Annotated in this window: 20 protein-coding genes; 9 read left to right on the top strand and 11 right to left on the bottom strand. The window is 65.7% G+C overall.

All coding sequences use genetic code 11. The features are described 5' to 3' along the window. The first annotated feature begins 58 nt into the window (after positions 1 to 58). The 4 genes from AC1RWL_RS12355 to AC1RWL_RS12340 all read left to right on the top strand — a co-directional run bounded on the left by AC1RWL_RS12355 (position 59) and on the right by AC1RWL_RS12340 (position 3,874). Positions 59 to 583 (top strand): SixA phosphatase family protein, encoded by a 525-nt coding sequence (locus AC1RWL_RS12355; RefSeq protein WP_493094592.1) that lies wholly within the window; start codon positions 59 to 61, stop codon positions 581 to 583. 67 nt (positions 584 to 650) lie between these two features. Beyond that, positions 651 to 2,126 carry a YcjX family GTP-binding protein gene (locus AC1RWL_RS12350; RefSeq protein WP_493094593.1) on the top strand — a complete coding sequence of 492 codons (1,476 nt, stop codon included), beginning with the start codon at positions 651 to 653 and terminating at the stop codon, positions 2,124 to 2,126. Further along, positions 2,123 to 3,178, top strand: coding sequence for a YcjF family protein (locus AC1RWL_RS12345; protein ID WP_493094594.1), 1,056 nt, complete (start codon positions 2,123 to 2,125; stop codon positions 3,176 to 3,178). The genes AC1RWL_RS12350 and AC1RWL_RS12345 overlap by 4 nt, the downstream gene beginning before the upstream one ends. A gap of 147 nt (positions 3,179 to 3,325) precedes the next feature. Continuing rightward, positions 3,326 to 3,874: a hypothetical protein gene (locus tag AC1RWL_RS12340; protein ID WP_493094595.1), complete on the top strand. Its 549-nt coding sequence runs from the start codon at positions 3,326 to 3,328 to the stop codon at positions 3,872 to 3,874. On the opposite strand, the gene folK is transcribed toward AC1RWL_RS12340, so the two are convergent. The 3 genes from folK to folP are packed head-to-tail and all read right to left on the bottom strand — an operon-like array spanning position 3,867 to position 5,639. Then, positions 3,867 to 4,385 carry a 2-amino-4-hydroxy-6-hydroxymethyldihydropteridine diphosphokinase gene (gene folK / locus AC1RWL_RS12335; RefSeq protein ID WP_493094596.1) on the bottom strand — a complete coding sequence of 173 codons (519 nt, stop codon included), beginning with the start codon at positions 4,383 to 4,385 and terminating at the stop codon, positions 3,867 to 3,869. The two genes, AC1RWL_RS12340 and folK, sit on opposite strands and share 8 nt — an antisense overlap. Further along, the gene (gene folB, locus AC1RWL_RS12330) at positions 4,375 to 4,743 is read right to left on the bottom strand and encodes a dihydroneopterin aldolase (RefSeq protein ID WP_023512200.1); all 369 of its coding nucleotides are present in this window, start codon (positions 4,741 to 4,743) and stop codon (positions 4,375 to 4,377) included. The genes folK and folB overlap by 11 nt, the downstream gene beginning before the upstream one ends. Continuing rightward, complete coding sequence (gene folP / locus AC1RWL_RS12325) at positions 4,740 to 5,639, bottom strand: dihydropteroate synthase (protein ID WP_493094597.1); 900 nt, start codon at positions 5,637 to 5,639, stop codon at positions 4,740 to 4,742. The genes folB and folP overlap by 4 nt, the downstream gene beginning before the upstream one ends. Before the next feature lie 146 nt (positions 5,640 to 5,785). Here folP and AC1RWL_RS12320 point away from each other — a divergent pair, with 146 nt between their 5' ends. Further along, positions 5,786 to 6,397, top strand: coding sequence for a DUF922 domain-containing Zn-dependent protease (locus AC1RWL_RS12320; RefSeq protein ID WP_493094598.1), 612 nt, complete (start codon positions 5,786 to 5,788; stop codon positions 6,395 to 6,397). A gap of 440 nt (positions 6,398 to 6,837) precedes the next feature. Here the strand turns inward: AC1RWL_RS12320 and AC1RWL_RS12315 are convergent, their stop codons facing one another. Continuing rightward, a complete protein-coding gene (locus AC1RWL_RS12315) occupies positions 6,838 to 7,158 on the bottom strand; it encodes a (2Fe-2S)-binding protein (RefSeq protein ID WP_256115651.1) in 321 nt (106 codons plus the stop codon). A gap of 204 nt (positions 7,159 to 7,362) precedes the next feature. Next, positions 7,363 to 7,731: an Hpt domain-containing protein gene (locus tag AC1RWL_RS12310; protein WP_493094599.1), complete on the bottom strand. Its 369-nt coding sequence runs from the start codon at positions 7,729 to 7,731 to the stop codon at positions 7,363 to 7,365. 526 nt (positions 7,732 to 8,257) lie between these two features. On the opposite strand from AC1RWL_RS12310, the gene AC1RWL_RS12305 reads away from it, so the two are divergent. Together AC1RWL_RS12305 and AC1RWL_RS12300 are read left to right on the top strand one after the other, a co-directional pair. After that, entirely contained in the window at positions 8,258 to 14,851 is a 6,594-nt protein-coding gene (locus AC1RWL_RS12305; RefSeq protein ID WP_493094600.1) for an apolipoprotein A-IV repeat region-like domain-containing protein, read from the top strand. Between the two features lie 183 nt (positions 14,852 to 15,034). Next, positions 15,035 to 16,024 (top strand): Tim44 domain-containing protein, encoded by a 990-nt coding sequence (locus AC1RWL_RS12300; RefSeq protein WP_493094601.1) that lies wholly within the window; start codon positions 15,035 to 15,037, stop codon positions 16,022 to 16,024. 63 nt (positions 16,025 to 16,087) lie between these two features. On the opposite strand, the gene AC1RWL_RS12295 is transcribed toward AC1RWL_RS12300, so the two are convergent. From AC1RWL_RS12295 to AC1RWL_RS12280, 4 genes are all read right to left on the bottom strand, one after another. After that, entirely contained in the window at positions 16,088 to 16,705 is a 618-nt protein-coding gene (locus tag AC1RWL_RS12295) for an ABC-type transport auxiliary lipoprotein family protein (protein ID WP_493094602.1), read from the bottom strand. Between the two features lie 135 nt (positions 16,706 to 16,840). Then, entirely contained in the window at positions 16,841 to 18,211 is a 1,371-nt protein-coding gene (locus tag AC1RWL_RS12290) for an MlaD family protein (RefSeq protein ID WP_439627350.1), read from the bottom strand. Between the two features lie 61 nt (positions 18,212 to 18,272). Then, entirely contained in the window at positions 18,273 to 19,058 is a 786-nt protein-coding gene (locus AC1RWL_RS12285; RefSeq protein WP_493094603.1) for an ABC transporter ATP-binding protein, read from the bottom strand. An 8-nt stretch (positions 19,059 to 19,066) separates the two neighbouring features. After that, positions 19,067 to 20,155 (bottom strand): ABC transporter permease, encoded by a 1,089-nt coding sequence (locus AC1RWL_RS12280; protein WP_435267210.1) that lies wholly within the window; start codon positions 20,153 to 20,155, stop codon positions 19,067 to 19,069. Positions 20,156 to 20,356: 201 nt separating this feature from the next. Here AC1RWL_RS12280 and dgcA point away from each other — a divergent pair, with 201 nt between their 5' ends. Further along, positions 20,357 to 21,340: an N-acetyl-D-Glu racemase DgcA gene (gene dgcA / locus AC1RWL_RS12275; protein ID WP_493094604.1), complete on the top strand. Its 984-nt coding sequence runs from the start codon at positions 20,357 to 20,359 to the stop codon at positions 21,338 to 21,340. Here dgcA and AC1RWL_RS12270 read toward each other — a convergent pair. Together AC1RWL_RS12270 and AC1RWL_RS12265 are read right to left on the bottom strand one after the other, a co-directional pair. Continuing rightward, the gene (locus AC1RWL_RS12270; RefSeq protein WP_493094605.1) at positions 21,310 to 22,527 is read right to left on the bottom strand and encodes an MFS transporter; all 1,218 of its coding nucleotides are present in this window, start codon (positions 22,525 to 22,527) and stop codon (positions 21,310 to 21,312) included. The genes dgcA and AC1RWL_RS12270 overlap by 31 nt on opposite strands. 121 nt (positions 22,528 to 22,648) lie before the next feature. Next, complete coding sequence (locus tag AC1RWL_RS12265; protein ID WP_493094606.1) at positions 22,649 to 23,485, bottom strand: UDP-2,3-diacylglucosamine diphosphatase; 837 nt, start codon at positions 23,483 to 23,485, stop codon at positions 22,649 to 22,651. Between the two features lie 235 nt (positions 23,486 to 23,720). Here AC1RWL_RS12265 and AC1RWL_RS12260 point away from each other — a divergent pair, with 235 nt between their 5' ends. Further along, on the top strand, positions 23,721 to 26,033 hold the full coding sequence (locus AC1RWL_RS12260) for an NADP-dependent malic enzyme (protein WP_256115642.1): 2,313 nt from the start codon (positions 23,721 to 23,723) through the stop codon (positions 26,031 to 26,033). Positions 26,034 to 26,035: the final 2 nt, after the last annotated feature.

Genomic DNA, 26,035 nt, shown 5'->3' with positions numbered 1-26,035 from the left:
AAGACATGAAGTCGGAAGCGGCGCGGATCATCGGCCGCGAGGCGGATGGAGGACAGACTTGGCATCTCTTGGTACGCCGGCATTCCGGCTTTATCTGCTTCGCCACGCCCGCGCCGCCTGGGCCGAGCCCGGTCAGTCGGATTTCGACCGCTCGCTCGACGATGACGGCTTTGCCGAAGCCGAGGTCATCGCCGAGGAAGCCGCCGACCAGGGCTACAAGCCGTCCCTCATCTTTTCCTCCACCGCGGCGCGCTGCCGGCAGACCGCCGAACCGTTCCACCGCTCGGTCAGCCAGGATTTGACGATCGAGCATGTCGACCAGCTCTATTCCGGCACGATCGACGCCTATGCAGAGCTCGCCTTCGCCAGCCGTCAGGAAACATCCGTGATGATCGTCGGCCACAATCCGATGATCGAGGAATTCTTCCACCGCCTGGTCGGCAAGGAGATCGCGGAGGCCGCCGCCCCGTTCGGCTACCCGACCGCGGGCCTCGCCATCCTCGATTTCGACGAGCGGCCGAGCGAGGATGCCTATGCCGGAGCCTGCCTCGCCGGCTTCATGACGCCACGGCCGGCGCGCTGATCATAGGGCAACCTCTTTTCCCGCCGGATTTCGTTTCCTATATCGCCTTCGATGCTGGAAAGAGACCTTGCCCCCTAGCCTGACCACCCTCACCGACGAAGCCCTGCTCGCGCTCGACGCCTTGACGGGCCGCGCCACCAATCTCGTCAACCCGTCGATCCGCCTCGGCGTGACGGGTCTTTCGCGCGCCGGCAAGACGGTCTTCATCTCCTCCCTCGTGCACAATCTGCTGAATGGCGGCCGCCTGCCGCTGTTCGAGGCCGGCCGCTCGGGCCGCGTGTCGAAAATCCGGCTGGAGCCGCAGCCGGACGACGCGGTGCCGCGTTTCCAATACGAGGACCATATCCGCGCGCTCGTCGCCGATCGCGTCTGGCCGGATTCGACCCGCGCCATCTCGCAGCTTCGTATCACGCTCGATTATGAGAGCGCATCCGGCTGGGGCCGGCTGTTCTCGCCCGGCAAACTATCGATCGACATCGTCGACTATCCCGGCGAATGGCTGCTCGACCTGCCGCTGCTGGCGCAGGATTTTCGCGCCTTCAGCGAAAACACCGTGGCGCTCGCCGGCTCGGGCATCCGCGCGGAACTGGCGCGCGACTGGCTGGCGCTGTCCGCCACGGTCGATCCGGCCGCGAGCGGAGAAGAGGCAACCGCCCGCGCGCTCGCCGACGCTTTCACCGCCTATCTCAAGGCCTGCAAATCCGACGAACGCTCGCTCTCGACGCTGCCGCCCGGCCGCTTCCTGATGCCCGGTGATCTCGAAGGTTCGCCCGCGCTCACCTTCGCGCCACTGGCGAACCTTCCCAAGGGCAGCCCCGCCAAGGGCTCGCTGCATGCCATGATGGAACGGCGCTACGAGGCCTACAAGACGCATGTGGTGCGCCCTTTCTTCCGCGAGCATTTCGCCCGGCTCGACCGGCAGATCGTGCTGATCGACGCGCTGCAAGCGATCAACCGCGGTGCCGAGGCCGTGCATGACCTGGAGCGCGCGCTCGGCGACGTGCTCGACTGTTTTCGCGCCGGCTCCAACAACTTTCTCTCCTCCTTCGTGACGCGCCGCATCGACCGCATCGTGATCGCCGCCACCAAGGCAGACCACCTGCACCATGAGAGCCATGCGCGGCTCGAAGCGGTCACCCGCCGCCTGGTCGAGCGGGCGATCGAGCGCATCGGCATGAGCGGCGCCGGCATCGAGGTGATGGCGCTCGCCTCCGTGCGCGCCACCCGCGAGGCGACCGTGCCGCATGACGGACAGGTGCTGCCGGTCATCGTCGGCACGCCGATGGCGGGCGAGCGGATCAATGGCGAGGTCTTCGACGGCGAACGCAAAACAGCGATATTTCCCGGGGACTTGCCGGAGAATCCGGATTCACTTTTCAAAGCGCTTGATGCCGCTCCCGAAGGCGAGCCGCCGCATCTCCTGAACTTCGTGCGCTTCCGCCCGCCGCATATCGAGGAGACCGGCGGCGGCCTGAAATTGTCCGTGCCGCACATCCGGCTCGACCGGGCGCTGCAATATCTGATCGGAGACCGGCTCGCATGAACGACCGTCCGCGCAAGCCCGCCGCCTTCTCGCTGCCCGCCGATACCACGCCGGAACGCGCCAAACCCCGCGCACCCGCCGCCTTCGACGAAGCCGTCCGGCTGACGCCGGATGCCGAGGACCCCTTCATTGCAACGACGGCCGACGTGCCAGAACTGATCCCGCCGGTCGCCACCCCGCGCCGGCGCCGCCTGACGCTCGGCCGCATCGCCTTCGGCGCGCTCGGCCTGCTCGTCTCGCTTGCGATCGGCCTGTGGGTCGATTCGCTGATCCGCGATCTGTTCAGCCGCAATGACTGGCTCGGCTATCTGGCGATCGGTGCCGCGGCCGTCGCCGTCCTCGCCGTGCTCGGCCTCGTGCTGCGCGAACTGATCGGCCTGCGGCGGCTCGCGGCCGTACAGGATCTGAAGCGCGACGTCGTCGACGCCACCCTGTCGCCGACCCCGTCGGTCGGCCGCGCCATCGTTGCCCGGCTGGTGCATCTGCTCTCCGCCCGCCCGCAGACGGCGCGCGGCCGGGCACGGCTTGCCGAGACGGAGGGCGAGATCATCGACGCGGCCCATCTTGTCGACCTTGCCGAACGCGAACTGATGGCGCCGCTCGACCGCGAGGCGCGCGCGCTGATTCTCGGCGCCGCCAAACGCGTCTCCATCGTCACGGCGGTGAGCCCCCGCGCGCTGGTCGATCTCGGCTACGTCATCTACGAAAGCAGCCGGCTGGTGCGCGGCATGGCCGAACTCTACGGCGGAAGGCCCGGGAAGATCGGCATGCTGCGCCTGATGCGCGACGTCATCGCGCACCTCGCCGTCACCGGCTCCATCGCCATGGGCGACAGCCTGGTGCAGCAGGTGCTGGGCCATGGGCTTGCCTCAAAACTCTCCGCCCGGCTCGGTGAGGGCGTCATCAACGGCCTCATGACGGCACGAATCGGCATTGCCGCCATGGACCTCTGCCGCCCGATGCCCTTCCGCGCGCTGAAACGGCCCGGCATCGGCGATTTCATCGGCGATCTGACGCCGGGCACTGGGAGCAGCCGGCGCGACGAGGCGTGACCCTGCTGCAACAACCCGGTTTTCCGGGGGTGCGATCCGATCAAATGACGAAGGGCAAGGCGGTCGGAAACCGTCCATTAACCATTTTCACGCAAATCTCATCGCACAACAGCAGGCCAGATGGCCGTCGCCCATCAAGGATCGTTCATGTTTTCGCGCACCTCTTTGATCGCCCGCGCCTCCGTAGCGGCCTTCCTCGCAGCCACCACCGTCGCTCTGCCAGCATCCGCCGGATCGCGCGACAAGGCCTTCTTTGAACAGGTCACCGGCAACTGGCAGGGCAAGGGCGAAATCGTCGCCGGCAAGTACAAGGGCACAAAATTCTCCTGCGACCTGACGGGCGACACGGCACCCGCAAAGGGCGCCGGCATCCAGCTCGACGGCTTCTGCCGCGTCGGCGTCTTCAAGCAGCCGATGTCGGCGCTGATCAGCAAGGCGGGCAGCACCTACAAGGGCAAGTTCCTCGACGGCGCGGCCGGCAAGGGCCTCGACATCACCTCGGGCCAGGTCAACGGCAACAAGGTCGTCATGGGCATCAACCGCCAGAAGCTGAACGGCGCGATGATCGCGCGCCTCGAAAGCGACAACAAGCTGAACATCACCATCTCGGTGAAGGTCGAAAACAAGATGATCCCGGTCATCGGCGTCTCGCTCGACCGCAACCTCGACGACATCGCCGTCGGTTCGATCAAGTAATCTTCCACCAGTCGGCGGCGGCGCTCGCCGGCTCGATGCCCGCGACATCCGCATCCTTCAGCCAGGATTCGACCGTGCGCCCCTGCACCTCCAGCGTGGGTGCCACGTCGGCGAGCGGCATCAGCACGAAGCCGCGGCCCGTCATGCGCGGATGCGGCAGTTCCAGCCGCCCGCCGGTCTGCGCGACACCCTCAAAAGTCAGAACGTCGATATCGATGGTGCGCGGACCCCAGCGTTCCTTGCGCTCACGCTTCATGTCGCGCTCGATACCGAGGCAGGTATCGAGCAGCGGTTCGGGCTCCAGCAGCGTCTCGACCAGCGCGCAGGCGTTGAAGAACCAGTCCTGGTCCGTCTTGCCCCAGGGCGGCGTGCGGTAGAGCCTGGACACGGCCGTGACACGGCAATCGGGCCGCGCATCGAGCGCCTGGAGCGCTTGCGCCATCGCCCGCACCGGATCGCCTATATTGCCGCCGAGGCCGAGCGAGGCCTGGCGGAAGCGTTCAGACGGCATGGTCGACCGTGACCTGCACATAATCGAGCACGCCGGGCACCGGCGCATTCGGCTTGCGCACCGTGATGCGGGCGCGCGAAATCTGCGGGAAGCGGGCACAAAGCACGGTGGCGATCTCCTGCGCCAGGGCCTCGATGAGGTAGCGGCGCTGGCCGGTGACGATCTTCTCGATCTCCTGGAAGGCCACGCCATAGTCGACGGTCGATTCGATCGCGTCGTCGGAAAGCGGGCGCAGCGGCCGCACCTCCAGCTCCGCATCGACGAAGAAACGCTGGCCTAAAAATTCTTCCGCATCGTGCAGGCCGTGGCGGGCGAAGAAGGCGCAGTTCTTGAGCGTGATCGTGTAGGTGGTGGTCATGATCTTTCCTGTCTGGCCGGCTCTGCGGCGCGCGCCTCGCGCGCCTTCACCGTGCGCCCTGCGGCGAGCATAGCATCGGCAATGGCGAGCGCATCCCTGTTGATTGCGACATCGTGCACTCTGAAGACCGCAGCCCCTGCGACCCGCAGCAGCGCGGTCGTCGCGGCGGTGCCGACATCCCTATCGGCCGCATCGCGCCCCGTGACCGCGCCGACGAAGCGTTTTCGCGAGGTGCCGGCGAGAATAGGCAGCGCAAAACCGTAAAGCTCGCCGAAACGCGCCATCAGTTCGAGATTTTCGTCGGTATCCTTGGCAAAGCCGAAGCCCGGATCGAGCACCATCGCCTCGCGCGGCACGCCGGCCTCGCGGGCAATCTCCAGCGAACGGCCGAGGAAGAGATACTGGTCCTCCACCACATCCGGCCGTTTTTCGCGGTCGCGGCCCGTATGCATGATGCAGAGGCCGGCGCCGGTTTCCGCGGCCACCCGGGCAACGTCGGGCTCGCGCTGCAGGCCGTGCACGTCGTTGACGATATGCGCACCGGCGGCAATGGCGAGGCGGGCCGTCTCGGCGCGAAAGGTATCGACGGAGAGGATGGCGTCCGTCGTGCCGGCCAGCGCCTCGATGACCGGAAGGATGCGATCCTGCTCCTCGGCCGCCGTCACGGGGGCAGCACCCGGCCTCGTCGATTCGCCGCCGATATCGACGATTTCGGCGCCCTGTTCCAGACAGAGGATCGCCTGCGCCACCGCCGCATCCGCGCTGTCGAATTTTCCGCCGTCAGAAAAAGAATCGGGCGTCACGTTGACGATCGCCATCAGGATGCCGCGCGGGCCGAGCTCCAGAAACCGGCCATGGGCGAGCGCCCAGCGGAAGGGATCGAACGGCGAGAACATGGCGGTTTCCTTCCGCAATTAACCAGCGCCGGGGAAAGAGTGTTGCGCTTGCCGAGCCTATGCCCCAAGCTTAAGGGAAGTTCAACCGGCGCCGTCCGCCGGCACTGCATCGGGCACACCCGATGGCGAAAGGAATACGGAACCGAATGAAGACCATCGCTCGCCTGATGGCCGTTGCCGCCCTCACCTGCCTCGCTCTTCAGCCGGCCGCCGCCCAGACGATCACGTCGAAGACCTTCGCCTATTTCTCCGTCGGCGGCCACACCGCGGCGGAACTCGATGCGGAACTGTCGAAGCGCGGCCCGATGATGAAGCACAGCGGCGCGCGCCATCCCGGCGCCACCAAGATCAAATGGGGTGGCTCGGTCACCTATGTGCGCCGCGGCAGCCGCTGTGCAGTCGGCGAGGCGAAGGTGACGCTGTCCACCCAGATCATCCTGCCGCGCTGGAAGAACCGCAACCGCACGACCGCCTCGCTCGCCCTCATCTGGGATACGCTGGCAGGCGACATCCGCCGCCACGAGGAGCGCCATGCCGAGATCGCCCGCCAGCATGCCCGCGGCCTGGAGCGCGATCTGAAAAAGCTGCGCCCCGAATCCGATTGCGAGCGCATGCAGGCGCGGGTCGACCGGGTGACCGCCGATGCCGTGACAAAACACGATGCCGACCAGGCACGATTCGACCGCGTCGAATCGAAGAACTTCAACGACCGCATGATGCGCCTCCTGGTGCACCGGCTGAAGAACCGCGGCGAATAAAAGCCGGCGGCGCATGTATTTCTTGAAAGAGTTTTAATGGATTCGGACCGGGGCAAGGCCCGGGTGCCTGCGCATGCATGAAATTAATGGTTAGTTTTAGCGATAGCGCAAATCCGCAAATCACCGTATCTTCATTTCAACAGTGAACGGGAAGACGATTTTCCTTCCCGAAGTTGCATGAAACGGTTTGTAACAGGTTCTCCTGGCGCGTCCTTATCTTAGCAGCAGGTGTCTCCTCCCTCTCCTGTCTGCGATGCGCCCTCCTGGCCTCGCTCGTCCTTATCGACAGGCGAGGCTCTTTTTTTGTCCCTCTATTCTTGTCCGCCGGCAGAACAACCGATTCTCTTCTTCAAGTGTGTAGAAGACATCGCATAGTCGCGCGCCGTCCGCCTGCCGGATGGGCAGAGGCGCGAAAACAACTCCAGCGAAAATGGGAGATGTCAGGCCTGGCGTTCCGGGACGTGAACCACGAGCCCGTCAAACGCATCCGACATCTTGATCTGACAGGAGAGCCGCGAGGTCGGGCGGACGTCGTAGGCGAAGTCCAGCATGTCCTCTTCCATCGCTTCCGGCGGGCCGACGGTGCCGCTCCAGGCATCGTCGACATAGACATGACAGGTCGCGCAGGCGCAGGCGCCGCCGCATTCCGCCTCGATGCCGGGCACGGAGTTGCGCACGGCATTCTCCATGACCGTGGAGCCGTTGGCGACATCCAGTTCGTGGCGCGTGCCGTCGAAGGCGACGATGGTGAGTTTGCTCATGATGGGTCCGGATCCTGTAGGCTGCCCGAGAAGGCGAAAGACTGGCCGGCGAAGGGACGGTGCCGAACCGCCGGTTTTCCGGCGGTTGTTTCCAACAAAACCCCTTCCCAGTCAACATCGCGCGCCCGGCAGGGCCGTGGCAGGTCCGGACGCGCCATCGGCTTTGCCCACCGCGCCACGTCCGGGGCGGCGAGCCTGCGACGATCAGCGGCAGAGTTTGAGGATGAAATTTTCCGCTTCGACGACGGCGGCGGCGACGGCGGCAAGGGCGATCGCATCGGCCGGATCTGCCTCCAGCGCCTCGGCAGCCTTGCTGACGACGGTGGCGCCGACCGACTGGGCGGATCCCTTCAGGCGATGCGCGACGGCAGCGCGGGCCTCGCCTTCGGATGCGGCAAGCTCCTTCATGCTCTCGCGGGCAGCCCGCGCGAACATCTGCAAGACTTCCAGTTCCAGTGCCTTGTCGCCCATGGTCTGGCGCGCAAGGTGTATCAGATCGATCGGCCGTCCCCCGGAATGGGACATGCCGCCTGCATTGTCGGGCGCCTCGAATGCAATGTTGAGCGCTGCCATTTGCCAATATCCTTATATACGCTACGTACGCTTGTTTCGTTGTGATGCACGCAGATGTCGAAGCGGTCCGGGCGCCTGGCCTGCAACCGGCTGGGACATGGACCGCCATTCTGCGTGGCCGGCGCGCCTATCCGATTAAAACGCGGCGCAAAAGGGGCATGAATCGCAAACTATGGTTAACGGCTGAAAAATTGCCTTTTTCATAACTATTCCATCGCGATACAAATCTGTGGAATGTTAACTTCCTGTTAAGTTTCGACCTAAGGGAGATGGCAATGAATTGTGTGATACAGGCTAATGTGTCACTACGATACGACCGGATAGTGCCGGTGGATAAGCCGTGGGCGGAGATACACCGCTTCGCCTTTTCGGTCTATCGAGCGAATTGGAATGAACGGCGGTCCGGACGCTGCTTGCCATGAGGGTAAGCAGCAAGACCGGCCACCAACCGGACGGTTCGAATGCGCCTGAGCAGCGGCAGCGCGTATGAAGCCCGATCCCGGACATGGTAACGAGGCGTAACCGCATGGCGACGAACAAGTCCACCGAGTCGATCGACGACAAGGCCTTCCAGGCCCTCGAAGAGGCACTTAAAATCGACTTTGACGATCTAGCGCCGGAGACGCCCTCGAAGAAGGACGCTTCGGAGGCCCATGTGTCTGAACCAGCAAGTCGCATTCCGAACAAGACGCAGGAAAAGCCCGCCACGCGCCCGGCCTCCGGCGAGACGGCACGCAGCCTGACGCCCGATCCCGCACCGAAGACACCGACCTTCCAGCCGGCTAATGACGGTTCGCGCAAGACGCCCGCCGCGATTCTCAAGTCGCTCGACGTGCGCTCGGGCCGCACCTCGATCCGCATGGCCATCCTGATGTCCGTTCTCTGGGTCATCGGCGGCCTCGGCGTCGCGAACCTGCTTTATGCACCGCAGATCTGGCAGATCCGCTCGGTCGCCGATCTCGTGGCGCTGCCCGGCGCCATCGGCATGCTGGTCGCCATCGTCATGCCGATCATGCTGTTCTTCGCCTTCGCCATCATGATTTCGCGCGCCCATGAGCTGCGCAGTGCCGCCCGTTCCATGGCGGAAGTCGCCCTTCGCCTGTCCGAACCGGAAACCGTCGCCACCGACCGTATCATGACCGTCGGCCAGGCCGTGCGCCGCGAAGTCTCGGCCATGAACGAAGGCATCGAGCGCACCATCGCGCGCGCCACCGAACTCGAAACCCTCGTGCATTCCGAAGTGAACGCGCTGGAACGCAGCTATGCCGACAATGAAATGCGCGTGCGCACGCTCGTGCAGGAGCTCGGCTCCGAGCGCGAGGCGATCGTCAGCCATGCAGAACGCGTCCGTTCGTCGATTTCCGGCGCACACGAACAGTTGAAGGATGAACTGGCAAGCGCCGGCGAGAGCATCACGAACCGGCTTGCGACGTCGGGCGAAGCCTTCGCCTCCATGCTCGACACCCGCGCAGCCATGCTGATGGAAAAGTCCGACAGCGCGACGCAGACGATCGGCGCCATGCTTTCGGCCCGCACCGACAGCCTGCTGTCCACCCTCTCCTCCTCCGGCCTGGCGCTCGCCCAGGAGTTCGACACCCGCCTGGACCACCTGACCAAGAGCCTCGATTCGCGCGGCCGGGACCTGCTGAACCAGTTCGAGACCCGCGCCACCTCGCTCGACACCAACACGGAAAAGCTGAACGCAGCGCTGAACGAGCGCGCCAAGCAGCTCAACGAGACGCTGATCGCCCGCACCCGCGAGATCAGCGAAAGCCTGTCGATCGGCCAGCAGGCCGTTACCGGCGGCCTCGACCATGTCCTCGAATCGATGAACGCGGCCCTCGACGAAAAGGGCGCGCAGTTCCGCCAGAGCCTGAAGAACGCCGCCGACGACACGGTCATGGATCTCGACCTGCGCTCCGGCTTCTTCGACGAGCGCATGCAGGCGACCGTCGGCCAGATCGCCAGCGCCTTCGACCAGCGCGTCGAGGAATTCGCCACCGCCTTCGACCAGCGTGCCGGCTCGCTCGATTCCAAGCTGATGGAAAGCCTCGCCCGCATCAACGAGACGGTCGCCAGCGGCCATGAGGCGATCGACGGCATCCTCACCTCCAGCATCGACCGCCTCGGCAACACGCTGACCGACCAGTCCTTCGCGCTGGCGACGACGCTTGGCACCGGCCAGGAAGTCTTCGAAAGCGCCGTGACCGGCCACGCCGACGCCATTACGAATGCCGTCACCGGCGCGCATGAGCGCATGAACTCGGTGCTCTCCGAAAAGTCCGCAGCCCTGCTCGGGGGCCTCGCCGACGTGCAGAACCGCATCGAAACCGGTTTTGGCGCCCGCGCCGAGGCGCTTGCCGAGAGCGTTTCGGGCAGCGAGCGCCGCCTGACGGAAGCGCTCGACAGCCGCGGCACGGCCATCGCCACCGATATCGAGGCCGCCCAAGCCCGCATGGAAAATGCGCTCGGTGCGCGCGCCGAAGCGCTGGTCGAGAGCATTTCCAGCAGCGAACGCCGCCTGACGCAGGCGCTCGACAGCCGCGGCACGGCCATTGCCACTGATATCGAGGCCGCCCAGGCCCGCATGGAAGACGCGCTCGGTGCGCGCGCCGACCAGATCACCTCCACCATCGCCGCCAGCCACGGCCGCATCGACAACGCGCTTTCCGAGCGCACCGCCGCCCTCTCCTCCATGCTGAACGAGACCGGCAGCCAGCTCGAACAGTCGGTCGGCTCGGCCGCCAGCCGCGTCGAGAACGCGCTGACCGGCGCCGCCCGCCAGATCGACGAGGTCATCACCGGCCGCACGGCCAACCTCGCCTCGGTGCTCTCCAACAGCGCAGGCTCCATGCAGTCGTCGATCGACGCCGCAGCGAACCGTGTCGAAACCGTTCTGTCCGAAGGCACGCAGCAGCTCGGCGGCGTGTTGCACGGCCAGGCGGCCGAATTCGCCGAAGCCTTTTCCGGCCGCGCCGCCAATATCGCGGAAGCCTTGTCCGGCCGCGCCTCGGAGCTTGCCGGCTCGCTCGTCTCCACCCAGGAGCAGATCCGCGCGACGCTCGACGACCGCATCAACGCCATCAACCTCGCGATCACCGAGGGCCGCAACCAGCTGACCGAGACGCTGAACGACCAGGTCACCTCGATCGGCACCTCCATTGCCACCAGCGCCGGCATGCTGGAAATGTCGATGGAGCAGCTTTCCGGCCGCGCCTCGGAGCTGACGGGTTCGCTCGTCTCCACCCACGACCAGATCCGCGCGACGCTCGACGACCGCATCGACGCAATCAACGCCGCGATCACCGACGGCCGCAACCACCTCAACGAGACGCTGAACGACCAGGTCACCTCGATCGGCACCTCCATTGCCACCAGCGCCGGCATGTTGGAAATGTCGATGGAACAGCTTTCCGGCCGCGCCTCCGAGCTCGCCGGTTCGCTCACCTCCACCCATGAGGAGATTCGCGCGACGCTGGACGACCGCATCAACGCGATCAACCTTGCGATCACCGAGGGCCGCAACCACCTCACCGAGACACTGAACGACCAGGTCACCACGATCGGCACCTCGATCGCCACCAGCGCCGGCATGCTGGAACTGACGATGGAGCAGCACGAGGAAGCGCTGCGCCGCACCATCGACGGCAGCGCCGCCGTGCTCGACCAGCGCGTGCGCGAAAGCGCCGGTGTCGTCGCCGAGCGCCTCATTGAGAGCTCTTCGAAGATCGCCGAGGCAGCCGTCACCTTCGGCAACCGCATGGAGCAGACCGTCGACAGCGTCGCCACCCGCTTCGACACGACGGGCAGCCGGCTGGAGGAAAACCTCGGCAAGCTCGAAGCCCGCATCGAACACAGCGTCGACAACGTCTCCGGCATCGTCGACACGGCCGCGCTGCGCATCTCCGACACGCTGTCGGAGCGCCTTTCCGATCTCGACCGCGTCGGCAGCGATGTGTCGCTGCGCGTCTCCGACGCCCTCTCCCGCCCGATGGCTGAGGTCGACCGCATCGGCGACGAGACGACGGCGCGCATCGCCGCGACGCTTGCCGGCCGCGTTACCGACATCGAACGCGTCAGCGCTGATGCCGCATTGCGCATCGAAGGTGCGCTGTCGGGCCGCATCACGGATATCGAACGGGTGACCGGCGAAGCCGCCGACCGTATCGATGGTTCGCTCGCCAACCGTGCCGAACAGATCGCCCGCGTCACCGGCGAAGCCGCCGACCGCATCGACGGCACGCTTGCCAGCCGCGCCGAGCAGCTCACCCGCGTTGCCGGACAGGCAGCAGACCGCCTTGAGGAGACCCTCAACGGCCGTGCAGACCAGATTGAGCGCAGCGTCAACGAAGCTGCCGAACGCATGGATGGCGCCCTCGTCACCCGCGCCAGCGAAATCCAGCGCGCTGTCGGCGAGGCCACCTCGCTGATCGACGGCACGCTTGCCGCACGCGGCAGCGAGATCGCCCGCCTCGCCGGCGAAGCCGCCGAACGCATCGATGGAACGCTCGCCGAACGCACCAGCCAGATCGAGCGCGTCACGGATGAAGCCGCCACGCGCATCGGCGTCACCATCGACGAGAAGACCGGCCGCATCGAGGAACGCCTCGGCACCATGGACCGGGCGCTCACCATCGGTCTCGACAGCGTCAACCGCACGATCGACGGCAAGGCCGCAGGCCTCGCCCACACGCTGCGCGAGGCCGTCTCGCAGGCCGCGCAGGACATGGACGCCGAAGCAATCCGCTCGGCCCAGTCGCTCGCCAAGACCGGCGAGGAATTCGCCAGCCTCAGCTCGACGCTGCGCGGCGCGGTTTCCCGCGCGGCACAGGACATGGGTGCAGAAGCCCAGCGCGCCGCCGAAACCATCGCCCGCACGGGTGAGGAATTCGCCGGCAACCTCTCGGCCCGCAACGAAGCCTTCACGCGCGCCGTGGACGAAACCACCACGGCCGCCGTCGCCCGCTTCGCCGAGACCGAAAACCGCCTTGCCGGCCAGGCGCAGTCGCTGCGCACCGGCCTCGGCGAGGTCGAGAAGGCGCTGGAAGCCCGCGGCGCGTCGATCCGCTCGACGCTCGACGAGCGCACGCGCGAACTCAACTCCATGCTGGCCAGCCGCACGGAAGAACTGTCGCGCCTGATCAACGAGGAAGCCCGTCCGGTCATCGACGACTATGCCGCCGTCGGCCGCGAGGCTGCGGAAAGCATCACCGGTGTCGCCCGCGAGGCCGCCGAACGCTTGAGCGGCGTCGCGCAGGAGAGTGCAGAACGTCTGAGCGGTGTCACCCGCGAGGGTGCAGAGCGCCTAAGCGGCGTCGCCCGCGAAAGTGCCGACCGCATGCGCAACGAGAACGCCGCGCTGATCAACGCGATCTCCGCCCGCACCGCCGATACGCTTGCCGCCATCTCCAGCCGCACGGAAGAAGCCGCCGGCCAGATGCGCGAGATCGAAAGCGGCCTGCAGGCGAATGTCCTGAGCCTGATCGCCCGCCTCTCGGAAAGCAATGGTGCCATCGCCGGCCTCGTCGATGCCGCAAGCGAGACGCTCGGCGCCGTCGACCAGCAGCTGACCACGACCACCGAGCGCTTCTCCGCCTCCGCCGACCGCGCGGCCGACATGGTCTCCACCACGTCGCGCCTGCTCGAAGGCAAGGTCGATCGCCTTTCCGACATCTCCTCCGGCACGCTGTCGCAGATCGGCGGCATCGTCGGACGCTTCGAGGATCACTCGAAGATCCTGTCGCAGGCCTCCGATCTGCTCGCCGCCGCCCAGTCGAACCTCGTCTCGACGCTGGAAGAACGCCAGGACGCGCTACGCTCGCTCTCCGTCGGCCTCGTGCAGCGCTCCGAAGAGATCGAAAAGACCATGCAGTCGCTCGAAGGCATGGTCGAGGGCGTGTTCAGCCGCGCCGAGGAACGCTCCGGCCTCATTGCCAGCAACCTGCGCGGCGGCATCCAGAGTTCGTTTGCCGATGTCGGCCGCATTCTCGGCGAAACCGAAAAGCGCGCGGAAGCCACGGCCGCAGCACTGCGCGATTCGATGGTGAAGGCCGGCGAGGAAGCAAGCCAGTCGGTCGAGGGCGCATTCAACCGCGCCGAGGAACGCACCAAGGAAGTGGCGAACCGCCTGCGCGGCAGCGTCGGCGCTTCGCTCTCCGATGTCGATCGCCTGCTCACCGAATCCGGCAAGAAATCCGACGCCGCCACGACCGTCATGCGCGAAACGCTGCGCCAGGCCGTCGAGGAAGCCGTCGGCAAGTTCTCCGGCGCCACCGAGGAAATCCGCCGCGCCGCCACCGATATCCGCAAGGAACTCGACCAGACCCGCGGCGAACTGAAGCGCGGCGCGTTCGACCTGCCGGAAGAAGCCAAGGAAAACGCTGCGCAGATGCGCCGCGCCGTCAGCGAGCAGATCAAGGCGCTGCAGGACCTTTCCGACATCATCGGCAAGTCTTCGTCGGCGCTGGAAGTCTCGCGCCCGGCCGCGGTCCAGGCCAAGGCCGTGCAGCAGCCGGTGCAGGAAACCCGCGCAGAACCGCGCCGCGAGGAGAGCGTGCCGCTGCGCGGCAGCCTCGGCCTCGAGCGTGCGGCGACCGCCACCGTGCCGCAGCGCGCCCAGCCCCTGCCCGCCGCAGAGGCAGAAAACAAGACCGCCGGCGAAGGCGGCTGGATGCGCGACCTGCTGCGCGGCGCCGTCTCGCGCGAGGAAGCCCAGTTCGCCCAGCCGCGCGGTGACGCCCAGGCGGCCCGCCCGGCCGACACCCGCAACCCGCGCCACGTCGTCGAATCGCTGAACTCGCTCTCGGTCGATATCGCCCGCGCCATCGACCACGATGCCTCGGTCGACCTGTGGCGGCGCTACCAGCGCGGCGAGCGCGACGTCTTCACGCGCCGCCTCTACACGCTGAAGGGCCAGCAGACCTTCGACGAGATCAAGCGCAAATACGAGCGCGAGCCGGAATTCCGCACCGCGGTCGACCGCTACATCTCGGATTTTGAAAAGCTGCTCGCCGACGTCGCCCGCAACGACCGCGACAAGGTGATGACGCAGACCTATCTCACCTCCGACACCGGCAAGGTCTACACCATGCTGGCGCATGCGGCAGGCCGCTTCAGCTAAGCATTTCCGGCCGAAGCGCATCGCTTTGGCGAAAAATCGAACAGAGACGGCCGCCTCCGGGCGGCCGTCTCGTTTTTGTGAACGATCGCGGCGTCTTTTCGCGGCCAAAACCCTTAAATTCCGCGCTCTTACCCTCTATATGCGTTTCGACGCGCCGGTCGGCGCATGGGAAGAGAGACGGAAATGATCTTGATACAGGGCTTTGCACGGTTTCTGGCGACGATCGCAGTGGCGGTCATGGTGATGATGACGATGGTCGACTTTGCGGAAGCACGCCGCGCCGGCGGCGGTTTCGGCAGCCGCGGCACTCGCACCTTCCAGACCCCCTCGACGACGCGCACCGCGCCGCTGGATGCCCAGCCTATCGACCGCACCATGACGCGCCAGCAGTCCGCCCAGCCCTCGGCAAACCGCACCACGACGGCCAACGGCCAGCGCCCCGGCCTGTTCGGCGGCTTCGGCGGCTCGCTCATCGGCGGCCTGATGCTCGGCGGCCTCGTCGGCATGCTGCTCGGACAGGGACTCGGAGGCGGCATCGGCTTCCTCGGCCTGATCCTCCAGGTGCTCCTGATCGCCGGTGTCTTCTTGTTCCTGCGCCGAATGTTCGCGCAGAAGAGCGCCCCCGCCTATGCCGGCCCCGGCAATGCGCAGGCCCGCAACGCCTACCAGACCGGCGGTTCGGACTTCGAAATCCCGCGCATCGGCGGCGGCAATCGCCAGGCGGCAGCAGCGGCCGTACAGCCGAAAGCCGGCGGCGACGAGATCGGCGTCAAGCCGGAAGACCTCGAACAGTTCGAGGGCCTGCTGAAAGAACTGCAGGCGGCCTATGCCGCGGAAGATTTCCGCACGCTGCGCCAGATCACCACGCCGGAGGCCATGTCCTATCTCGCCGAAGAACTCAGCGACAACGCCACGCAGGGCCTGAAAAACGAGGTGCGCGACATTCATCTCGTGCAGGGCGACGTCGCGGAAGCCTGGAGCGAAGGCACGGATGATTATGCGACGGTCGCCATGCGCTACGAGAGCATCGACGTGATGCGCGACCGCGCGACCGGCACGCTCGTTTCCGGCGATCCCGACAACCTGACGGAAGCCGTCGAGATCTGGACCTTCGTGCGCCGCAACGGCGCCGAGTGGAAGGTCTCGGCCATCCAGGGCGTGCAGGGCGCCTGATGTGACAAGGCCGTGCGCTGCGATCCGCAGCGCACGGCCTTTTTGATTCTCACGTATGCCGGATCAAATCGCGGCGAGCGTCCAGCCGACGATATCTGCGGTGACCGTGGCGAAGGCCGCGTCGAGCGCCTTCACGAAGGCTGTATTTCCCGTCCCGCCAACCGGCACTGCCGCGCGAAAAACCTTTTGCGCCCGGACGGTGCCGTTGCGGTCATTGAGCAGCTTTGCGGAAATTTCCACCACGGCGGTATCCGCGCCGGCGGTATCCACCTCGAAGGTGCGAATGTCGGTCGCGACCTGATAATCGATCGCCAGGCCCTCGCCCGGCTTGCCGACACCGCCGACAAGGCCGGTATTTTCAAACGCCTGCACGAGCTTCGCCTGCACCATCTTGGTCAGGCTGTCGCTCCATTGCGCGCCGGCGAGATACTGGATTTCCGAGGCGGACGGGCGGATGACGATCTGCCCGCTGTCGAGCGCCTTCAGCGCGGACGGCTGCGGCACGAGGATCTGCCTGTTCTTCGCCGAAGGGCCTTCCACCGAGGCGGTGGAGGAGAGCGCGTAGGTATCGTTCTTGGCCTGTGTGCTGCCGCAGGCGGCAAGCGTGGCAGCCAGAACGGCGATCAGCGCGGCGCGCGCCGCAGTCCCGTTCCGCAACAAACCCATACCCGATACCGTCATGTCGTCCTCAAACCCTTACGCCACGAATCTGTATCAGGGGCATGGCACGCTGTCACGGTTGCGGAGGCGGACAAAATCGCGTCCGGCATCCGGCTGTTAACCATTGTGGAGATAGGGCCACACTTGCGGGCGAAATCAACGCCTTGTGCGGCCGTCATACTGCTTGACCGTCTCGCCGCCGAAGAGCAGGCGCTGCGGATCGCGCTCGAAACCGGAAATCGCGCTGTCGAGATTCTGGATCGTGCGCCGCGTATCGAGCACCAGCGCCTCGACGTCGCGCAGGCCGGAGCCGGAGAAGCGTTGCAGCCCGTCGGCGATCGGGCCGATACGGCCGTTCAGCGTATCCGCCGCCTGCTTGATCGATTGCAGCGTCGCCTTGGCTTCCGCGAAGAGCGATTCGGAATCGCCCTCGCCCAGGAAGCCATCGAGCTTGGCGAGCACGCCGTCGACGCGCGTGGAGGCGGCGTTCAGCTTGTTCGACATCTGCTGCACGTCGGTGATGATCTGGTCGATATCCTCTTTGCGCGCGCCGATGCGGTCGGCGACACCCGTCACAGAGGCGATGGCCTTGCGCGCATCCGCGGTCGCGACCGAGATATTGTCGATCGCGCCGCCGACCTTCTGCGGGTCGACCGCGGCGACCAGACCATCGACCTTGTCGAGCGTCGTCGTCGCCCGCTTGCCGAAGGCGTCGAAGGTCTCGGCCGTCTTGCGGAAGCCTTCGACGGTCGTCTTGATGTCGCCGGAGGCGTCCGCGATGTCCTTGCTGATCTTGTCGACATTGCCGACGAAGTCTTCGACCTTCTTGGGATCGACCGCCTTGATCAGGTCGTCGACGGAGGCGAGCGTCGAATCGAGCCGGGTCGAGAGATTGCGGAACGTGTCCGACAGGCCGCCGACGCTTTGCAGGAATTCGTCGATCTTCTCGCCGTTGCGGGCAAGCGAGCCAGAAAACTGCTCGGCATTGCGGATCGTCGTGGTGAGCGGCCCGCGCGCATCGGCGACGAAACCCTGGATATCGGTGATTGCCGTGTCGGCGCGTTTCAGGATCTTGTCGGCGGTCGACAGGATGTTCGTCACGCTCGACTGTTCGGCCTGCAAAACGGCAGCCGTTTCGGTGTCGAAGGCCTGGCGAAGGATGTTCTCGTCGCCGCCATTGCCGCCCGAAAGCTCGATGTAAGCCGCACCGGTCAGCCCCTGTACCTCCAGAACCGCCGTCGTGGACTTTTTGACCGGCGCGCTGGTCGAGACTTCCGTCATCGCGACGGAGAAACGCGGGTCTTCGGCATCGATCGCGAGGCTGCGCACGGAACCGACGGGAATACCGTTGAAGCGCACCGGGGAGCCGATGCTGAGGCCGTTCGCCGAGCCCGGAATGCGGATCGCAAGCTGCGCCATCTCGCCGCCGCGGCCATATTGCGACATCCAGTAGACGAAGGCGAAGGCGGCGGCCATGACGAGCACGGTGAAGAAACCGACAAGGGCGTAGTTGGCTTTCGTTTCCATGCGTTCCGGTTATCCTGCTCGCAAATCCATCCACCGGAGCGAAAAAGCCCCGGACACTCCTTCACGCATTGCGGACGATCGACCGCGCGCGTTTGCCCTGGAAATAGGACTGCACCCACGCATCGTCAAAGGCCAGCATGTCCTCGATCGTGCCTTCGACCATGACTTTCTTGTTCCCGAGAACAGCAATGCGGTCGCAGACCGAAAACAGGCTGTCGAGATCGTGAGTCACCATATACACGGTGAGGCCCAGGGTGTCGCGCAGTTTGGCGATCAGCTCATCGAATTCGGCCGCGCCGATCGGGTCGAGACCGGAGGTCGGCTCGTCGAGGAAAACGAGGGCCGGGTCGAGCGCCAGCGCGCGCGCCAGTGCCGCACGCTTGATCATGCCGCCGGAAAGTTCAGACGGATATTTGTCCGCCGCTTCCGGCGCGAGGCCCACCAGCTCGATCTTCAGCCGCGCCAGCTCGTCCATCATCGCCTGCGGCAGGTCGAGATATTCGCGCATCGGCACCTGGATATTCTCCTTGACCGTCAGCGCGGAAAACAGCGCACCATGCTGGAACAGCACGCCGAGCTTCATGTCGAGCTTCAGCCGCTCCTCTTCCGTCGCCTTGTCGAAATCCACGCCGAAGATGCGGATGGCGCCGGAGCGGCGCGGCAGCAGGCGCAGGACCGTGCGCATCAGCACCGACTTGCCGGTGCCGGACGCACCCACGAAGCCGAGGATCTCGCCGCGATAGATGTCGAGGTTGAGCTCGTCGAGCACGACATTGCTGCCGAAGCCGACGGTCAGATCCTTGACCGAGAGCACGACGTCGTCCTGTTTTGCCGAAACCTGATCCATCAGCGTCCTCAGAAGTCGATTGCGGCGTAGAACATGGCGAAGAGGCCGTCGACGAGGATGACCACGAAAATGGACTTCACCACGGCAGCCGTGACGTGGCGGCCGAGCGATTCGGCGCTGCCGCCGACCTTCAAGCCTTCCACGGAGGCGACGATGCCGATGATCAGCGCCATGAAGGGCGCCTTGATCATGCCGGAAACGATCGTCGAAAGGTCGATCGCCTCGCGCAGCCGCGACAGGAACGTATCGAAGGTGATGCCGGAATAGGACCAGGAGACGAAGGCGGCGCCGAGCAGTGCGGCGAAATTGGCGATGATGGTGAGGAGCGGCAGTGCGATCGTCAGCGCCACGAGCCGCGGGAAGACCAGCACGCCGATCGGGCTGAGGCCCATGACCTTCAGCGCGTCGATCTCTTCGCGCATCTTCATCGAGCCGATTTCGGCGGTGATCGCGCTGCCGGAGCGGCCGGCGATCATGATGGCGGTGAGCAGCACGCCGATTTCGCGCAACTGGAGAATGCCGACGAGGTCGACGACGAAGACTTCCGCGCCGAAATAGCGAAGCTGGAAGGCCCCCTGCTGCGCGATGATCGCGCCGATCAGGAAGGACATAAGCAGGATGATCGGCACGGCGCGAACGCCCATGCGGTCGATCTGGTGGACGATCGCCGCCGGCGACAGGCCGCTTTGCCGGCCGAGCTTCAGCTGCGCGCCGCGCACCGCCGAGCCGAGGATGAACATGGCGGCGACGGTGTCGTCCCAGACCTCCACCATGACGCGGCCGACGGGTTCGAAAACGCGCTCGAACAGCGTCTTGCGCTCGCCGTCACCGTCGCCGGGCTCGGCGAGCTTTTCCGGCAGGGCGGAGATCAGGTCGGCGTAGTTGGCGCCCTCGCGGTCGGTGAGGCTCACATCGGCGCCGCCGGCCTGCCGCTCGGTGATCGCGCGGCGCAGCAGCCAGGCGCCGGCGGTATCCATGGCCGCGACACCACTCAGGTCGATTTCCAGCGCGCCGCCCTGCCCGCGGCCGAGTTCCGCAAGCCGCTTGCTGGCGGCAACCGCGGACGCGTTCACCCATTCGCCGGTGAGACGCCAGATCTCCCCGCCATTGCCGGGCAGGCTTTCGGTCGCGATGTCGAGTGAGGTACGGGCAGCGGCGGTCAAGTCTCTTGCATCTTCCCGTGTGCTGGGGACAACATGCGCCTGTCTTATCGGCTCGCCGCCCCTCTGTCACCGAACGAACCGGCAAAAGCCGCGCCACGCCTCGATTTTTTCGGGGACCATGCCAGGATCGACACAATGCACCGCACCTTGCTCGCCACGCCGGAAACCTTCCCGATTGCCGGAACCTTCACCATTTCGCGTGGCGCGAAGACGATGGCAGAGGTGGTGACCTGCACGATCGGCGCTTCCGGCCTCCTCGGCCGGGGCGAATGCGTGCCCTATGCGCGTTACGGCGAATCGGTCGCCGGCGTGCTGGCGGCCATCGAAGAGATGCGTGGCGCAGTCGAGGACGGCGTCGGCCGCGAGGAACTTGCCCGGGTCATGCCAGCCGGCGCGGCGCGCAACGCGCTCGACTGCGCGCTCTGGGACCTCGAAGCCAAAATCTCCGGCGTGCCGACCTGGCAGGTGATCAACACGAGCGCCCCGCAAAAGCTCGTCACCGCCTATACGCTCTCGCTTGGCGAGCCCGACGCCATGCAGCGGCAGGCGGCGGAACAGGCCTGGCGGGCGCTGCTGAAGGTCAAGGTCGGGACAGTGGACGATGCCGCGCGCATCCGCGCCGTGCGCGCCGGTGCGCCCGAAAGCGCCATCATCCTCGATGCCAACGAGGGCTGGACGGCGGAAAACCTCGCCCATCATTTTTCGATCTGCGCCGAGGCGCGCATCGCCCTCGTGGAGCAGCCGCTTCCGGCCGGCGATGATTCGGCCCTGCGCGGCCTCGCCCGCCCCATTCCCGTCTGCGCCGACGAGAGCGTGCACCGCACCGAGGACGTGGCAAGCCTCGTCGACCGCTATGACGCGATCAACATCAAGCTCGACAAGGCGGGCGGGCTGACGGAGGCGCTGGCACTGCGCGAGGCGGCAAAGCGGCATGGCCTCAAGATCATGGTCGGCTGTATGGTCGGCACATCGCTCGGCATGGCGCCGGCCGTTCTCTTGGCGCAGGGCGCCGATTTCGTCGATCTCGACGGCCCCTTGCTGCTCGCGCGCGACCGGGAACCCGGCCTGCACTACGAGGGCTCCTCCGTCTATCCGCCGGAAGCGACGCTCTGGGGCTGAGCGCTTGGCGCGACCAGCCGACCGGCAATGACCGAGACGAGGCCGGCCGCCGCGACGACCGACATCAGGTAGAAACCCTGCACGCCATACCAGCTGAAGGCATAGCCAGACAGGAAGGTGGCGAGCGCCGTGAAGATGCCGGTGTAGAAGAAATAGAGCCCCTGCGCGGCCGCCTCCTGCTCCTCCGCCACGCGCTCCACCAGCCGGCTCTGCACGCTCATGTGTATGATCGCGTAGGTGAAGGCGTGCAGACATTGCAGCATGAAGTAGCCGGCGAAGGACATTTCCATCGGAAAGAGGATCCAGCGGGCGACGGCGACCGTGCTGCCGAAGATCATCATCGACCACAAATTGAAGCGCCGCCGGAGCTGGACGGCAAACAGGAAGAAAACCACCTCCGCCAGCACGCCGGCGCTCCACAGGATGCCGACATCCACGCCGCTGAAACCCATCTTCTGCCAGTAGATCGCCGAAAAGGCGAAGAGCATGGCGTGGCTGGCATTGACGAGGGAGACGCCGATCAGCATGAGCTGCACATCCCTTTGGCGCAGCGTGCTCGTTCGCGGCACTTCGGCAATCGCAGTGATGGGCGAAGGCCGGCGCGGCTTGCCGATCCTGGGCGCGATCACGGCGCCCATCACCGTCAGCACGAAGGCGGCCGCCATCGCCGGCAGCACCATGGCGCCGCCATGAAGGCCCGCAAGCCAGCCACCGATCATCGTCGCGACGATGAAGGCGAGCGAGCCCCAGAGCCGCATCTTGCCATAGTCGAAATTCCAGCGCCGCACGCCGGACAGCATGATCGCCTCGGTAATCGGCACATAGGGCGAATAGACGGCCCCTTGCAACGTGTAGAGCAACAGCACCGGCCAGAAGGAGCCGGTGGCAAAGAGCGCGATCGCGGTTGCGAGCGAAAGCAGCGCCGACCAGATGAGCACGATCGAGCGCTCGCCAATCCGGTCAGCGATGATACCGGCCACCGGCGCCGTGAAGACGCGCACGAACAAAGGCACGGCCAGCACGATGCCGATCTGGAAATCGCTCATCGACAGGGTTTCGAGCCAGACCGGAAAGAACGGCAGCGCAATGCCGTTGACCATCATCGGCGCACAGAAAACGAGGGCGATGCGCGCGGCGAAGAACGGCGGCGCGCCTGAGGTCACGGTAAACCCGGAAGGGGCAGTCATTGGCGGGAAACCTGCGTTGGGAGACGCTCCGGGCTCTAGCACGCCGATGTACGTACGCCAATCCGCTATTTCTACCGGACGCCATTGCCGCCGAAATCGGCGGCAATGTTCGAAGGCCGCGTCAGGCGGCCTCCGCCCCGGCAGGCTCGACGGCGCCGATGCTGCGCGACGCGAGCGCGACCGGCACAGTCGAGGTCGAAATCTTCTGCCAGGTGATCAGTTCCATCTCGCCGTCATGATGCTCGGCGATCGCCGTGCAGCTTTCCACCCAGTCGCCGCTGTTGATGTAGCGGATGCCGTCGATCTCGGTGATGACCGCATGGTGGATATGGCCGCAGATCACGCCGTCGGCATTGTTGCGCCGCGCCTCTTCGGCCACCACCTTCTGGAACTCGCCGATGAAGTTGACGGCTGATTTCACCTGCTGCTTGGCCCAGGAGGAGAACGACCAGTAGGGCAGCCCCAGCCTGCGGCGCACCGCGGCGAACACGACGTTGATGGCGATGGCGGCGTCATAGGCCCAGTCGCCGAGATAGGCGACGACGCGGGCATGGCGCACCACGACGTCGAACTCGTCGCCATGCAGCACGAGGTAGCGCTTGCCGTCAGCGCCTTCATGGATGATGCGCTGCGCCACCTCGACGCCGCCGAAATGCGTGCCGGGGAATTCGCGCAGGAATTCGTCGTGGTTGCCGGGAATATAGATGATGCGCGTGCCCTTGCGCGCCTTGCGCAGGAACTTCTGCGTGACGTCGTTGAAGGCCTGCGGCCAGTACCAGTTGCGCTTGAGGCGCCAGCCGTCGACGATGTCGCCGACGAGCACGATCGTCTCCGCTTCATGGTGACGCAGGAAATCGATCAGGAAATCCGCCTTGGCCGCTTTCGATCCCAGATGCACATCCGAGATGAACAGCGTGCGGAAATGACGGACATTCGGGTCGGCGAGGGTCGCAGTCATGCCTTGGTCTCCGGGTGGCCGGCCGCCGCAAACATCTTCATAACGGGCGGCTTTGGCTCCGTTGAAAACCAGACTCCTGTTTCAAATTGATGACACACCTATGCATTTCCGGTCCGCAAATAGGCATTGCACAGGTCGCTGATTGCGGCTTTATGGAATGTTCCGGAAACTTCACGTAGCGGCGGTTTCATGGCAGAAAGAGCCGCAACGAAAACAGCATATGACAGGGAGCACCATGAGTACGGGCGATAAATCGAGGACGCAGGACGGACCCGCAAGCGGCGATATCGATCAGCAGGCTCTCTTCTTCCACCGCCATCCCCGCCCCGGCAAGCTCGAGATCACCCCTACCAAGCCGCTCGGCAACCAGCGCGACCTCGCGCTCGCCTATTCGCCGGGCGTTGCCGCCCCCTGTCTCGCCATCCGCGACGACCCGAGCACCGCCGCCGACTATACGGCCCGCGCCAACCTCGTCGCCGTCGTCTCGAACGGCACGGCCGTGCTCGGCCTCGGCAATATCGGTCCGCTCGCCTCCAAGCCCGTGATGGAGGGCAAGGCTGTTCTCTTCAAGAAATTCGCCGGCATCGACGTCTTCGACATCGAGATCGACGCGCCGACCGTCGACGAGATGGTCAATGTCGTCTCGGCGCTTGAGCCGACCTTCGGCGGCATCAACCTGGAAGACATCAAGGCGCCGGAATGTTTCGAGGTCGAGCGCCAGTTGCGCGAGAAGATGGACATCCCGGTCTTCCACGACGACCAGCACGGCACGGCGATCATCGTCGCGGCCGCGGTGCTGAACGGCCTGGAGCTTGCGGGCAAATCCCTGCATGAGGCGAAGATCGTCGCCTCGGGTGCCGGCGCTGCCGCACTCGCCTGCCTCAACCAGCTCGTCGTGCTCGGCGCAAAGGTGGAAAACATCTGGGTGCACGACATCGAGGGCCTCGTCTACAAGGGCCGCGAAGCGCTGATGGACCAGTGGAAATCCGTCTACGCACAGGAGACGGACAAGCGCCAGCTCTCCGAATCGATCGACGGTGCCGACGTCTTCCTCGGCCTTTCCGCCGCTGGCGTGCTGAAGCCGGAACTGCTCGCCCGCATGGCCGAGCGCCCGCTCATCATGGCGCTCGCCAACCCGACGCCGGAAATCATGCCGGAAGAGGCGCGCGCCGCGCGTCCCGACGCGATGATCTGCACCGGCCGTTCGGACTTCCCCAACCAGGTCAACAACGTCCTCTGCTTCCCCTACATCTTCCGCGGCGCGCTCGATTGCGGCGCGCGTACGATCAACGAGGAAATGAAGATGGCGGCGGTGCGCGCCATCGCAGCGCTCGCCCGCGAGGAAGTGTCTGATGTCGCCGCGCGCGCCTATTCCGGCGACACGCCGAGTTTCGGCCCGAACTACCTGATCCCCTCGCCCTTCGACCAGCGCCTCATCCTGCGCATCGCGCCGGCCGTGGCGCGCGCGGCGGCGGAAACCGGCGTCGCGACACGCCCGATCACCGATTTCGACGCTTATCTCGACCAGCTCAACCGCTTCGTCTGGCGCTCCGGCTTCATCATGAAGCCGATCTTCGCCGCAGCAAAGAACGCCGCCAAGAAGCGCGTGATCTTCGCCGAAGGCGAGGACGAACGCGTGCTGCGCGCCGCCCAGGTGCTGCTGGAAGAGGAAATCGCCAAGCCGATCCTCATCGGCCGCCCGCACATCATCGAGACGCGCCTCAAGCGCTACGGCCTGCGCGTGCGCCCGCATGTGGATTTCGAAGTGGTGAACCCGGAAGACGATCCGCGGTTCCGTGACTATGTCGACGACTATTTCCGCATCGTCGGCCGCAAGGGCGTGATACCCGAAGCCGCCCGCACCATCGTACGCACGAACCAGACGGTCATCGGCGCGCTCGCCGTCAAGCGCGGCGAGGCCGATGCGCTGATCTGCGGCGTCGAAGGCCGTTATGCCCGCCACATGCGCGATGTCAGCCAGATCATCGGCAAGAAGGGCGGCGTGCTGAATTTCTCCGCCCTCAGCCTGCTGATCTCGCAGCGCGGCGCGACCTTCTTCACCGACACCTACGTCACCTGCGAGCCGACCGCCGCGGAAGTGGCGCAGATGACCGTGATGGCCGCGCAGGAAATCCGCCGCTTCGGCATCACGCCGCGCGCCGCCCTCGTCTCGCATTCGAATTTCGGTTCACGCGATTCGGAAAGCGCCTTCAAGATGCGCAAGGCGATGGCATTGGTGCGCGACATGGACCCGACGCTGGAGGCAGACGGCGAAATGCACGGCGATGCCGCGATCTCCGAGGCACTGCGCCAGCGCGTCATGCCGGATTCGACGCTGACCGGCGAAGCCAACCTGCTCGTCTTCCCGAACCTCGACGCCGCCAACATCGCGCTCGGCGTGGTCAAGACCATGACGGACTCACTGCATGTCGGCCCGATCCTGCTCGGCGCTGCGCTTCCCGCCCATATCCTGTCGCCGTCCGCCACCTCGCGCGGCGTCGTCAACATGGCGGCGCTTGCCGTGGTGGAAGCCTCCTACCCGGTCTGATC

It is taken from the genome of Shinella sp. GW821-FHT10F02, assembly GCF_058809275.1.
The sequence above is the reverse complement of the archived record's forward strand: the minus strand, read 5'-3'. Positions and strand labels throughout refer to the sequence as shown.

Bases quoted from the DNA above. Each gene is read 5' to 3' on its own strand.
- AC1RWL_RS12345 (WP_493094594.1), top strand. From the start codon at position 2,123: ATGAACGACCGTCCGCGCAAGCCCGCCGCCTTCTCGCTGCCCGCCGAT.
- AC1RWL_RS12340 (WP_493094595.1), top strand. From the start codon at position 3,326: ATGTTTTCGCGCACCTCTTTGATCGCCCGCGCCTCCGTAGCGGCCTTC.
- folK (WP_493094596.1), bottom strand. From the start codon at position 4,385: ATGCCGTCTGAACGCTTCCGCCAGGCCTCGCTCGGCCTCGGCGGCAAT.
- folB (WP_023512200.1), bottom strand. From the start codon at position 4,743: ATGACCACCACCTACACGATCACGCTCAAGAACTGCGCCTTCTTCGCC.
- folP (WP_493094597.1), bottom strand. From the start codon at position 5,639: ATGTTCTCGCCGTTCGATCCCTTCCGCTGGGCGCTCGCCCATGGCCGG.
- AC1RWL_RS12320 (WP_493094598.1), top strand. From the start codon at position 5,786: ATGAAGACCATCGCTCGCCTGATGGCCGTTGCCGCCCTCACCTGCCTC.
- AC1RWL_RS12315 (WP_256115651.1), bottom strand. From the start codon at position 7,158: ATGAGCAAACTCACCATCGTCGCCTTCGACGGCACGCGCCACGAACTG.
- AC1RWL_RS12310 (WP_493094599.1), bottom strand. From the start codon at position 7,731: ATGGCAGCGCTCAACATTGCATTCGAGGCGCCCGACAATGCAGGCGGC.
- AC1RWL_RS12305 (WP_493094600.1), top strand. From the start codon at position 8,258: ATGGCGACGAACAAGTCCACCGAGTCGATCGACGACAAGGCCTTCCAG.
- AC1RWL_RS12300 (WP_493094601.1), top strand. From the start codon at position 15,035: ATGATCTTGATACAGGGCTTTGCACGGTTTCTGGCGACGATCGCAGTG.
- AC1RWL_RS12295 (WP_493094602.1), bottom strand. From the start codon at position 16,705: ATGACGGTATCGGGTATGGGTTTGTTGCGGAACGGGACTGCGGCGCGC.
- AC1RWL_RS12290 (WP_439627350.1), bottom strand. From the start codon at position 18,211: ATGGAAACGAAAGCCAACTACGCCCTTGTCGGTTTCTTCACCGTGCTC.
- AC1RWL_RS12285 (WP_493094603.1), bottom strand. From the start codon at position 19,058: ATGGATCAGGTTTCGGCAAAACAGGACGACGTCGTGCTCTCGGTCAAG.
- dgcA (WP_493094604.1), top strand. From the start codon at position 20,357: ATGCACCGCACCTTGCTCGCCACGCCGGAAACCTTCCCGATTGCCGGA.
- AC1RWL_RS12270 (WP_493094605.1), bottom strand. From the start codon at position 22,527: ATGACTGCCCCTTCCGGGTTTACCGTGACCTCAGGCGCGCCGCCGTTC.
- AC1RWL_RS12265 (WP_493094606.1), bottom strand. From the start codon at position 23,485: ATGACTGCGACCCTCGCCGACCCGAATGTCCGTCATTTCCGCACGCTG.
- AC1RWL_RS12260 (WP_256115642.1), top strand. From the start codon at position 23,721: ATGAGTACGGGCGATAAATCGAGGACGCAGGACGGACCCGCAAGCGGC.